This window comes from Streptomyces sp. SID5643, assembly GCF_009872555.1.
GTDB lineage: Bacteria > Actinomycetota > Actinomycetes > Streptomycetales > Streptomycetaceae > Streptomyces > Streptomyces iakyrus.
Map to the genome: position 1 here is coordinate 1 of NZ_WWIC01000070.1, position 10,885 is coordinate 10,885.

Consider the following 10,885-nt stretch of genomic DNA (forward strand, 5'->3'; position numbering starts at 1 on the left):
GGAGGGGGTGTCGGCGGGGGCGGGGATGGGCTGCGGGGGCTTCGTGGGAGCAGTCATGGCGTATCGATGGTGCCACGCAGAGCCGTCCGATCGGGCACACCGCCACCCCTGAAGGGGGCGGGTACCTGACGATCGACAGCAGTGCGGGCGGGCCGGGCACTTGTGGCGTCGGGCGCATGGACCTCCCGGCCGGGCCTCGCTCGCCCGTGGCCTCCTCCTCTGGGCCGCCTTCGCCGTCCCGGCGCTCACGGCGGACCGGATCGGGCTGAACGAACCGCGGCCCGGCCGGCAGCAGGCAACCGGCGTGGCCGTGCTGACCGCGGCCGTCGCCGTGTCCCGGCGGCTGCCGCCGGCCGCCTTCGTACTGGTGGCCGCCCTGAGCCTGGCCGCCGCCCCGGCCCTGTTCACCGTCTCCTACGGTCCCGCCCTCGGCGTGTGCGCGCTGCTGCTCGGGCTGCGGGCGGGCCGGGCGCGCCCCGCCGTGCTGTGCTTCGCCGCCGTCGGCTGCGCGGGCACCGCACGGATCGTGCTCACCGGCGTGGACCCCGCACCCGAGTGGCTCGTCATGACGGGCACCCTGCTCTTCGGCTGTGTCTTCCCCTGGCTCGGCGGGCGCTACTGGCGGCAGAGCCGTGAGCCGGCCGAGGCGGGCTGGCTGCGCGCCGCCCGGCTGGAGGACGAGGCCGCCCTCGCCGAGGAGCGCGCCCGGCTGCGCGAACGGGCCCGGCTCCAGGTCGCCCCCGGCCTCGGCGACGAACACCGGGCGGCGGCGGCCGGCCTGCGCGCGGCCGCCGCCGACGCCACGGACCGGCTGCACCGCATCATCGGCGTCCTGCGCGAGGACGACGAGGCGGCGCCGCTGTCCCCGGCCGGCGAGACCCTGGAGCAACTCGTCGCCCGCGCCGCCGAGTCGGGCCTCCCGGTGCGCTGGGAGCCGGGCGGGCGGGCCCCGGCCGCGGACCCGCACGCCGCCGGTCCAGGCGAGGTCGCCGAGCGGTTGCTGCACCGCGTGGCCCGGGAGGCGCTGACCAACGCGGCACGGCACGCACCGGGCGCTCCCGTGGTCGTGGCGGTCACCGGACACGCCGCGGGCACCTCCGTCACCGTCACCAACGGCCGCCCGGCGCAGGACGCCTCCCGGCCCCCGGGAGGCGGTACGGGCCTGCTCGGGCTGCGGGCGGCGGTGACCTCTGTCGGCGGTGAGTTCGAGGCCGGTGCGCACGGGGAGGGCTTCCGGGTCCGGGCGTACGTCCCGGGGCAGCCGGTCGCGGTCAGGCCCGTCCGCCCGGCCCGGGCGCCGTTCTCGCACGCCCGCCGCCGGGTCGCCGCCGGCCTCGGCGCCGCGGCCGGCGTGGGTGTGGTGCTCGTCGGCGCCGCCTTCGGCTGGTACGCGTACGTCGAGACGCACTCGGTGCTCGAACCCGCCGCGTATGCGGAGCTCCGCGTGGGCGCCCCGGCCGCCGAGGCCGAGCGGGTGCTGCCCGGGCGCGACGTGAACGATCCGCCCGAGGAGCGGGCCCCGGCCCCGCCCGCGGGAGCCGACTGCCGCTACTACCGTGCGAGCGGCGAACTCTTCGTCTCCGTCGCGCACTTCAGACTGTGCTTCGACGGCGGACGGCTGGTCGCCAAGGACGTGGTCCCCGGTGCCGGCCTGTCCGGCGAAGGCCGGGAAGAACACGAGGAGTTCGCACGATGAGCACCGGGGACACGCGCAGGGCGCCGATCCGTGTGCTGCTGGCCGACGACGAGGCGATGGTCCGGGCCGGGGTGCGCGCCATCCTGGGCAGCGGCGGCGGGACGGAGGTCGTCGCCGAGGCGGGCGACGGACGCGAGGCGGTGGAACTGGCCCGCGCCCACCGCCCGGACGTGGCCCTGCTGGACATCCGCATGCCGCGCCTGGACGGTCTCGCGGCGGCGGAGGAGATCGTCAGGACCGTGCCCGGCACGGCCGTCGCGATGCTCACCACCTTCTCCGAGGGCGCCTATGTGACCCGCGCCCTGGGCGGCGGCGCGACCGGGTTCCTGCTGAAGTCCGGGGACCCGTACGAACTCATCGCGGGCGTCGGGGCGGTGGCCGCCGGAGCCGCGTTCCTCTCGCCCAAGGTGGCCCGGTACGTCATCGACGAGGGCCTCGGCGGCGGCCGCCTCACCCGCGAGGCACAGGCACGCGCACGGGTGACCGTCCTGAGCCCCCGTGAGCGCGAGGTGCTCGGCCTGGTCGGCGCCGGCCTGTCCAACCCGGAGATCGCCGCCCGCCTGCATCTCGTCGAGGGCACCGTGAAGGCGTACGTGAGCGCGGTCCTGGACCGGTTGGGCGTGCGCAACCGGGTGCAGGCGGCGATCGTCGCGTACGAGGCGGGGCTGGTGGAGCCGTGACCGCGGGGCGCGACGGCGCCCGTGAGCCGCGGACGGGCGCCGAGCGCGGCGGTGCGCCGCGTGTCCCGGCTCACCGGCGCGCGTGCGTCCCGTAGGACGGGACGGGCGCCGGGCCCGGCCCCGGCACCCACCGCACGGCCGGCGCCGGCGAGGTGCGCATCGCCCCGGCCAGCCGCGTCATCGGATCCCTGCCCAGCCGTACGGCGACGAGGGCGACGAGCGTGCCGGGGGCCAGCCCCGCCAGGACGTCGTGCGGATAGTGCACGCCGACGAAGACCCGGGAGAACGCCATCGACAGGGCGAGCGGGGCCGTCAGCCCGAGCAGCGCGCGCCGCACCAGGGTCAGGGAGACCGCCGCGGCGCCCGCGATGGTGGCGTGGTTGGACGGGAAGGACCAGTCGCCGTGCGGCGGGCACGCGGCCAGGGACGCGGCCGCCCCTGTCACCGCACGGCACGGACGTTCTTCCGCGACAGCGGACTTGAGCACCTCACTGCACACGTACGCCACTGCCGTGGCCAGAGGTGCAAGGGCCGCGATCGCGAACGCGCGGGGGCTGCCCCGGCGGCCGCGCCACCGAGCGGTCGCGAACAGCCCGGCGAACACCAGCAGTCCGGCCTCCGTCCATATCTCGGCACCCTGCTGTACCCAGTTCGGGGTGGTGTGGGCGAAGTCGGTGATGTCGCGGTAGAGCGCGGTGTCCTGGGAGTTCATGGTCACGGACGGTAGGCGGCGGGCCCGTACCGTCACACCCAGCGATCATCGGGTTCCGTACCTGACGGAAGTCAGGGGTGGGAGCCGGGAATCCGGAATGATGATCCGGAAAAGTTGTTCACCGAACGGCGGGTGGGACCGGCGAACGCGCCGATCTCTCGTAAGGTTTGCGCCGTGGGATCTCTGCGCAATCCGGTCGGGCCGCTTCCCTCCTCCATCTACTGGCGTCGGAGGGTCGTACTGGTGTCCGTGGTCGCCGTGTTGGCGCTGCTGACCACCTGGATCGTGACGATGGGCGGGGGCGGCAAGGACGGCGACAACGGCGCCGACGGCAAGAATCCCGCGCCTTCCATCACGCCCGGCCCGTCCAGTTCGGGCCCGGCCATCAGCCAAGCGCCCGGCGGACGCGACGAGTCGGGCGGCGGCGGTTCAAGCGGCTCGTCGTCGGGGTCCGGTGACGGCTCCGGTGACGGATCCGGCGACGGCTCGGGAGACGGTTCCGGCTCGGGTTCCGACGAGGGTTCCGGCTCGGGCGGTTCCGAGGGCTCGGGCGGCTCCGGCGGCTCGGGGAGCGGCGCCACCGCCGGCGGCGTCGGCGCGGGCGACACCCTGCCGGCCGGCTCCACTCTGCCCAACTGCACCGCGAGCGCGGTCAAGTTCAGCCTGCGCAGCCGGCACAACACCTACGACCCCGAGCAGACGCCCACCTTCCTGCTGACCGCGCGGAACGTCTCCGGCAGCGACTGCAAGATCGATCTCGGGCCGAAGAACGCCGTGTTCACGATCGCCCCGGCCAGCAGCGACGACGACTACTGGTCCTCCGAGGACTGCCCCAAGGCAGCCGCGCACCAGCTGTACCGGGTCGCCGCCGGCAGCGGCATCACCTACACCGTGAAGTGGGACCGCAAGCCGAGCGCCCCCGAGTGCGCCACGCCTCCGGCGGGCTCGGCCGGGGCGGGCACGTACCTGGTGGAAGCCAAGGCCCCGGGCTTCGCGAAGGTGCAGACGTCGTTCGTGCTCTCGGCGGACTGACGCCGGAGACACCCGAGGGCGGTACCCCTTGCCGGGTACCGCCCTCAGTCGTTCCAGTCCATGTCCGTACGCGTCAGACGTACCGCTCCAGGATCGACGACTCCGCCAGCCGCGACAGCCCCTCGCGGACGCTGCGCGCCCGGGCCTCGCCCACACCGTCCACCGTCTGGAGATCGTCGACGCTCGCGGCGAGCAGCTTCTGCAGGCCGCCGAAGTGCTCGACGAGGCGGTCGATGATCGCGCCGGGGAGCCGGGGCACCTTGGCGAGGAGACGGTACCCGCGCGGAGAGACCGCCGAGTCCAGTGTCTCGGGCGCGCCGGTGTAGCCCAACGCCCGGGCCACCGTGGACAGTTCGAGGAGTTCGGCGTGGGTGAGGGCGTCGAGTTCGGCGAGGGCCTGGTCGACCGTGCGGGAGCGCTTGGCCGTGGGCTCGGGGACGTAGTCCCGCACGACCAGCTCGCGCTCGGGCTCCACGCCCGCGATCAGCTCGTCGAGCTGGAGGGCCAGCAGCCGGCCGTCCGTGCCCAGCTCCACCACGTACTCGGCGATCTCCGTGGCGATGCGGCGGACCATCTCCAGGCGCTGGGCGACCGCCGAGACGTCCCGGACGGTCACCAGGTCCTCGATCTCCAGCGCCGACAGCGTGCCCGCGACCTCGTCGAGGCGGAGCTTGTAGCGCTCCAGGGTGGCGAGCGCCTGGTTGGCGCGGGACAGGATCGCCGCCGAGTCCTCCAGGACGCGGCGCTGTCCGTCGACGTACAGGGCGATCAGCCGCATCGACTGGGAGACGGAGACCACCGGGAAGCCGACCTGCTTGCTGACGCGGTCGGCGGTGCGGTGCCGGGTGCCCGTCTCCTCCGTCGGGATCGTCGGGTCCGGGACCAGCTGCACGCCCGCGCGCAGGATCTTCGACAGGTCCGAGGACAGCACGATGCCGCCGTCCAGCTTGCACAGCTCGCGCAGCCGGGTCGCGGTGAACTCGACGTCCAGCACGAAACCGCCGCTGCACAGCGCCTCGACCGTCTTGTCGGAGCCGAGCACGATGAGACCGCCGGTGTTGCCGCGGAGTACGCGCTCCAGGCCGTCACGCAGGGCGGTGCCCGGTGCCACGGCGCTCAGGGAGGCGCGCATCAGGCCATCGGTACCGGCACTCCCACCGGACTTTCCGGGAGCTGATGCCCGGTCGTTGGCTGCCACTGCACTCCTCCGGTCGCAGGTTCTGGGCGCCCCCGTGTCGCGCGCTCGGTTCGCACGGACGGGCGAGACCAGGGCAAAGTCTACCGGCGACCCTCCTCGTCCCGTGGGGCCTCTCTGCGACGGGAGCGGGGGAGGACCCGCAGGGCGTCCCCTATGTCCGCGACTTCCAGGACCTTCATGCCCGCCGGAACCTTGCCCGGATCCCCCGGGACCAGCGCGTGTGTGAAGCCCAGACGGTGGGCTTCGGCCAGTCTGCGCTGCACTCCCGTGACCCGTCTCACCTCGCCCGCGAGGCCCACTTCGCCGATCGCGACGAGGTTCTTGGGGAGAGGTGTGTCACTCGCCGCGCTCGCCAGGGCGAGGGCGACGGCCAGGTCGGCGGCGGGCTCGGAAAGCTTCACACCGCCGACCGTCGCGGAGTAGATGTCCCTTTTGCCCAAGGCGCTGATCCGCCCGCGCTGTTCCAGCACCGCGAGCATCATCGAGACGCGGGAGGTCTCCAGGCCCGAGGTGGTGCGGCGCGGGGAGGGGATCTGCGAGTCGACCGTGAGCGCCTGGACCTCGGCGACCAGCGGGCGGCGGCCTTCGAGGGTGACGGTCAGGCAGGTACCCGGGACCGGTTCGGCCCGGCGGGTCAGGAAGAGTCCGCTCGGGTCGGCGAGGCCCGTGATGCCCTCGTCGTGCAGCTCGAAGCAGCCGACCTCGTCGGTGGTGCCGTAGCGGTTCTTGACGCCGCGCACCAGGCGCAGGCGGGCGTGCCGGTCGCCCTCGAAGTGCAGGACGACGTCCACGAGGTGCTCCAGCAGGCGGGGGCCCGCGATCGCGCCGTCCTTGGTGACGTGGCCCACGAGCAGCGTGGACATGCCGCGTTCCTTGGAGGCCCGGATGAGTGCCCCGGCGACCTCCCGCACCTGGGCCATGCCGCCGGGTGCGCCGTCGATCTCCGGGGACGCGACCGTCTGCACCGAGTCCATGATCAGCAGTGACGGCTTCACCGCGTCCAAGTGGCCGAGCACCGCCGCCAGATCCGTCTCGGCCGCGAGGTACAGGTGATCGTCGATGGCGCCGATGCGGTCGGCGCGCAGCCGGACCTGGCTCGCCGACTCCTCGCCCGTGACGTACAGGGTGCGGTGCTCGTCGCTCGCGGACTTGGCCGCCACGTCGAGCAGGAGCGTCGACTTGCCGACGCCCGGCTCGCCCGCGACCAGCACCACCGCGCCGGGGACCAGACCGCCGCCGAGCACGCGGTCCAGCTCGGGGACGCCGGTGGGGCGGGCGGTGGCCTGGCGGCCGTCCACCTGGCCGATGGGCAGGGCGGAGGTGGTGACCCGGCCCGGTGTCGTCGTCCGCACCGCGGGCGCGCCGTACTCCTCGACCGTCCCCCAGGCCTGGCACTCGGGGCAGCGGCCGAGCCACTTCGCCGTCTGCCAGCCGCACTCCGTGCAGCGGTAGGACGGGCGGTCCTTGGTGGTCTTCGTACGGGCAGCCATGGACCGAACCGTAGCGGCAGGCACTGACATCGCGGGGACCGGCCGACGGCGGCCACCTGCGCGCCAGGGGTCCGCCACCCCCCGCCAGCGGCGGAACCACCGGTTCCTGTCCCCGATTGAGGGATCGTTTCACCCGTACGGATTAAATGTGCTCAAGCCGCCTGAAGGTGCCACTCCCGGCCCCCTACGGTCGCCGAATGATGAGCAGTACTCCGGAGATCTCGACCCGCTCGACCCGCACGGCCGGCGCACACCGGGCGCACCGGGAAGCGCGTGACCGCGGGGCGGCGCGCACGCTGGCGCAGCGGCCGCCCGCGCGCTACGAGCCCTACCTGGACGGCCTGTTCACCTACTGCCTGTCTGTGCTGTGCGACCACGAGGCCGCGATCGCCGCCCTGGGTGACGTCCTGGCCCTCGCCGAACGCCGCGGCCGGCACCTTCCGCAGGCACCCGCGGACCGCAGGGCCTGGATGTACGCGCTGGCCCGCTGGGCGTGCCTGCGCAAGCTGGCCGAGGCCAAGCAGAAACGTCAGAGCAGCCATGCCGCGGGCCGTGCCGACCGGCCGCGCGCCGACCGTCCGGCCGCCCCGGCCCCCTCCGAGGAGGTCCAGGAGCGGCGCCGTCGTGAACTGGCCCTGCTGGCCTGGCCGGAGGCCGCCGGCACCACCCCGGAGCAGCGGGAGGCGCTCGAACTGGCCGTGCGCCACCACCTCGCCGCGCGCGAGGTCGCCGCCGTCCTCGGCATGGACCCGGCCGCCGCCCGTGATCTGCTCGCCTCCGCCGCCTGCGAGGTGGAACGCACGCGTGCGGCCCTCGCCGTGGTGGAGACCCGGGCGTGTCCGAGCGTGGCGCACCTCGCAGGCGACGACCGGCTCGTGCTCGGCACGGCCCTGCGGGCCGAACTCGTCCGGCATGTCGACGACTGCCCGCGCTGCCGCCGCACCGCCGAGCGCGCCATCCCCGGCCGCTGGCCCGGCACCAGCGTCACCCCCGCCGAACTGCCCGTCCTGCCGGCACCCCGGGCGGCCGTACAGGTGGCCATGACCCATCACCCGCGCGCGCGGGGCGCCGCACCCCGCTTCGACCGCCGCGGCTTCCCGATGGACCCCAAGGACCACGCCGCCCGCCGGGACCGCCTGCGCGCGCGTGCCGTCACCACGACCGTCGTCGCCACCGTCGTGGCCGCCCCCGTGCTGGCCCTGTGGGCCGCCTACCGCGGCACCCCGGTCGGCGAGGGCCAGGACGGCCGCTCGGCCTCCGCGCGCGAGGCGGACGACCCGTTCGGCCTGGACGGCGAGATGGCGGGCGGCGGCTACGAGAACACCGGCAACGCGAGCACCCGGCCCGGCCCCCGCTTCGGCAAGGACGGCAAGGCCGACGTCTCCGTCGAGGTCATCGGCGTGGCAGGCGCCGGCCGCGAGACCGCCCTGGAGGTCACGGCCGACAACAGCGGCGACACCACCCTCGTCACCCTCACCGCCACCGGCCCGGCCCCGGTCCGCTGGTCGGCGTCCACGGGAGCCCACTGGCTCTACCTCAGCCAGTCCTCGGGAACGCTCCGGCCCGGCGAGTCGTTGACGATCAAGGTGTACGTCGACCACCTGCGGGAGCCCGCCGGCCCCTGGCGTGCGCAGGTGGCGGTCGCACCGGTGGGCGCCGTCGTGCACATCGAGGGCTACGGCGCCGCGCCCAGCCCCTCCGGCCCCGGCCCGGGCCCCCGCCCCGGCGGGCCGGGCGACCCGACTCCGACCCAGCCCGACCCGACGCCCACGACCTCCGCCCCGGACCCGGACCCGACGCCGACCACCCCGCCCCCGTCGACCGACCCGGACCCCACGCCCACACCGACGGACCCGGCCCCGACCGACCCCACGGGCTCGGCGCCACCGCCCTCGGACAGCGGCGACCCGAGCCCGGCCACGTCGTAGCGGGCCTCAGGCCACCGGAGGCTCGGGGTCCGCGGGATGCGGTGCCAGCAGCGGCAGCTGCGAGGCCAGCCGCTCCTCGCACAGCTCGACCAGCCGGTCGTAGCCGGCCTTGCCCATCAGCTCGATCAGCTCGGGCCGGTAGGAGACGTACACGGGATCGCCGGCGCCGTGCGCCGAGGTCGCCGACGTGCACCACCAGTGCAGGTCGTGGCCGCCCGGGCCCCAGCCGCGGCGGTCGTACTCACCGATCGACACCTGAAGGACGCGCGTGTCGTCGGGCCGGTCGATCCACTCGTACGTCCTTCGCACCGGCAGCTGCCAGCAGACGTCCGGCTTGGTCTCCAGCGGCTCGCGGCCCTCCTTCACGGCGAGGATGTGCAGCGAGCAGCCCATACCGCCCTTGAAGCCGGGCCGGTTCTGGAAGATGCACGAGCCCTGGAAGGGCCGCGTCTGCCGCTCACCGTCCTCGTCCTCGGAGACCCAGCCGCCCCGTGTGCCCTCGGCATGGTGCTGCCAGATGTCCGGCGTGAGCCTGGCCACATGCTCGGCGACGCGCTTCTCGTCGTCCTCGTCGGAGAAGTGGGCACCCAACGTGCAGCACCCGTCATCCGCGCGGCCCGCCTGGATGCCCTGGCAGCCGCTGCCGAAGATGCAGTTCCAGCGAGAGGTCAGCCATGTCAGATCGCAGCGGAACACCTGCTCGTCGTCCGCCGGATCGGGAAACTCCACCCACGCGCGAGCGAAGTCGAGGCCCTTCTCGTCGGGTTCCACGACGCCCGGTGATTTGTCGCGCTTCGCCTTTTTCGTCTTTGGCACGAGTCCAGGGTACGGGCCCCGGTGCGGGCCTCATACCCCCACCGAGGACGGCGGACGGCCCGGCGGGCAGTAGCGTGCCGTACATGAGACTCGGTGTCCTCGACGTGGGATCGAACACGGTGCATCTGCTGGTGGTGGACGCGCACCCCGGCGCGTGCCCGCTGCCCGCGCACTCGCACAAGGCGGAACTGCGCCTCGCCCAGCTCCTCGACGACGACGGCGCGATCGGCCCCCACGGCGTCGACCGGCTGGTCTCGGTCATCAAGGAGGCGCTCCAGGCCGCCGAGGACAAGGGCGTCGAGGAGGTCCTCCCGTTCGCGACCTCCGCCGTACGAGACGCCCGCAACGCTGATGACGTCCTCGAACGCGTGCGCGCCGAGACCGGCGTCGAGCTCCAGGTCCTCACCGGCTCCGAGGAGGCCCGGCTGACCTTCCTCGCCGCCCGCCGCTGGTTCGGCTGGTCGGCCGGGAAGCTGCTGGTCCTGGACATCGGCGGCGGCTCCCTGGAGGTCGCCTACGGCATCGACGAGGAGCCGGACGCGGCCGCCTCGCTGCCGCTGGGCGCCGGCCGCCTCACCGCCGGCTGGCTGCCCGGCGACCCGCCCGAGCCGGACGACGTCCGCGCCCTGCGCCGCCATGTGCGGACCGAGATCGCCCGCACGGTCGGGGAGTTCAGCCGCCTCGGCACCCCCGACCACGTCGTCGCCACGTCGAAGACCTTCAAGCAGCTGGCCCGCATCGCCGGTGCGGCCCGCTCCGCCGAGGGTCTCTACGTCCAGCGCGAACTCAAGCGGGAGTCCCTGGAGGGCTGGGTCCCGCGCCTGGCCGCCATGACCGAGCAGGAGCGTGCCGAGCTGCCGGGCGTCTCGGAGGGCAGGGCCGGCCAGCTCCTGGCGGGCGCCCTGGTGGCCGAGGCCGCGATGGACCTCTTCGGCGTGGAGCGCGTCGAGATATGCCCCTGGGCGCTGCGCGAGGGCGTGATCCTGCGTCGCCTGGATCACATGGAGTCCCTGTAGGGGTTCTTTCAACTATGAGCGTCCGGGTCGCGCGGCCTGGCACCGCACCTCGCCGCGTTGCCGAAAACCCCCAGGTCGTGTCCGCAAAGTGCTGTGGTCGTTGGTTGGTTTGTGGTGCGTCGTCATGAGCTGACCGATGAGTCGTGGGCGGTGATCGAGCCGTTGCTGGCCCCGCCGCGAATGGGCCGTCCGGTGCGGGATCGCCGTCAGGTGGTCAACGGGATCCTGTGGAAGTTGTCCACCGGGGCGGCCTGGCGGGACCTGCCCGAACGCTACGGTCCGTGGAAGACGGTCTACGAACGCTTCCGCCGCTGGTC

10 protein-coding genes are annotated in these 10,885 nt (G+C 74.2%); 6 read left to right on the plus strand and 4 right to left on the minus strand.

Annotation, left to right across the window (positions count from 1 at the left end; genetic code table 11):
- Positions 1–304: 304 nt before the first annotated feature.
- A complete protein-coding gene (locus tag GTY56_RS08635) occupies positions 305–1,696 on the plus strand; it encodes a sensor histidine kinase (RefSeq protein ID WP_346345442.1) in 1,392 nt (463 codons plus the stop codon).
- Positions 1,693–2,376 carry a response regulator transcription factor gene (locus GTY56_RS08640; RefSeq protein ID WP_161364119.1) on the plus strand — a complete coding sequence of 228 codons (684 nt, stop codon included), beginning with the start codon at positions 1,693–1,695 and terminating at the stop codon, positions 2,374–2,376. The genes GTY56_RS08635 and GTY56_RS08640 overlap by 4 nt, the downstream gene beginning before the upstream one ends.
- A 70-nt stretch (positions 2,377–2,446) precedes the next feature.
- Here the strand turns inward: GTY56_RS08640 and GTY56_RS08645 are convergent, their stop codons facing one another.
- Complete coding sequence (locus tag GTY56_RS08645; protein ID WP_202509911.1) at positions 2,447–3,088, minus strand: phosphatase PAP2 family protein; 642 nt, start codon at positions 3,086–3,088, stop codon at positions 2,447–2,449.
- Between the two features lie 174 nt (positions 3,089–3,262).
- Here GTY56_RS08645 and GTY56_RS08650 point away from each other — a divergent pair, with 174 nt between their 5' ends.
- A complete protein-coding gene (locus tag GTY56_RS08650; protein ID WP_161364122.1) occupies positions 3,263–4,120 on the plus strand; it encodes a hypothetical protein in 858 nt (285 codons plus the stop codon).
- A gap of 73 nt (positions 4,121–4,193) precedes the next feature.
- On the opposite strand, the gene disA is transcribed toward GTY56_RS08650, so the two are convergent.
- Entirely contained in the window at positions 4,194–5,318 is a 1,125-nt protein-coding gene (gene disA / locus GTY56_RS08655) for a DNA integrity scanning diadenylate cyclase DisA (protein ID WP_031104906.1), read from the minus strand.
- An 80-nt stretch (positions 5,319–5,398) separates the two neighbouring features.
- The gene (radA, locus tag GTY56_RS08660) at positions 5,399–6,808 is read right to left on the minus strand and encodes a DNA repair protein RadA (protein ID WP_161364123.1); all 1,410 of its coding nucleotides are present in this window, start codon (positions 6,806–6,808) and stop codon (positions 5,399–5,401) included.
- Between the two features lie 197 nt (positions 6,809–7,005).
- On the opposite strand from radA, the gene GTY56_RS08665 reads away from it, so the two are divergent.
- Positions 7,006–8,736 (plus strand): BACON domain-containing protein, encoded by a 1,731-nt coding sequence (locus GTY56_RS08665; protein WP_161364125.1) that lies wholly within the window; start codon positions 7,006–7,008, stop codon positions 8,734–8,736.
- Positions 8,737–8,742: 6 nt separating this feature from the next.
- On the opposite strand, the gene GTY56_RS08670 is transcribed toward GTY56_RS08665, so the two are convergent.
- Entirely contained in the window at positions 8,743–9,552 is an 810-nt protein-coding gene (locus GTY56_RS08670) for a DUF3109 family protein (protein ID WP_161364127.1), read from the minus strand.
- 83 nt (positions 9,553–9,635) lie between these two features.
- Between GTY56_RS08670 and GTY56_RS08675 the strand changes: the two genes are divergently transcribed.
- Both GTY56_RS08675 and GTY56_RS08680 read left to right on the plus strand, forming a co-directional pair.
- Entirely contained in the window at positions 9,636–10,568 is a 933-nt protein-coding gene (locus tag GTY56_RS08675) for a Ppx/GppA family phosphatase (protein ID WP_161364129.1), read from the plus strand.
- Positions 10,569–10,679: 111 nt separating this feature from the next.
- The coding region (locus GTY56_RS08680) for a transposase (protein ID WP_391781311.1) at positions 10,680–10,885 on the plus strand (206 nt) is incomplete at its 3' end.

Excerpts from the sequence above, each read along its gene's own strand:
- GTY56_RS08640 (WP_161364119.1), top strand. The coding sequence starts at position 1,693 with ATGAGCACCGGGGACACGCGCAGGGCGCCGATCCGTGTGCTGCTGGCC.
- GTY56_RS08645 (WP_202509911.1), bottom strand. The coding sequence starts at position 3,088 with ATGAACTCCCAGGACACCGCGCTCTACCGCGACATCACCGACTTCGCC.
- radA (WP_161364123.1), bottom strand. The coding sequence starts at position 6,808 with ATGGCTGCCCGTACGAAGACCACCAAGGACCGCCCGTCCTACCGCTGC.
- GTY56_RS08665 (WP_161364125.1), top strand. The coding sequence starts at position 7,006 with ATGATGAGCAGTACTCCGGAGATCTCGACCCGCTCGACCCGCACGGCC.
- GTY56_RS08675 (WP_161364129.1), top strand. The coding sequence starts at position 9,636 with ATGAGACTCGGTGTCCTCGACGTGGGATCGAACACGGTGCATCTGCTG.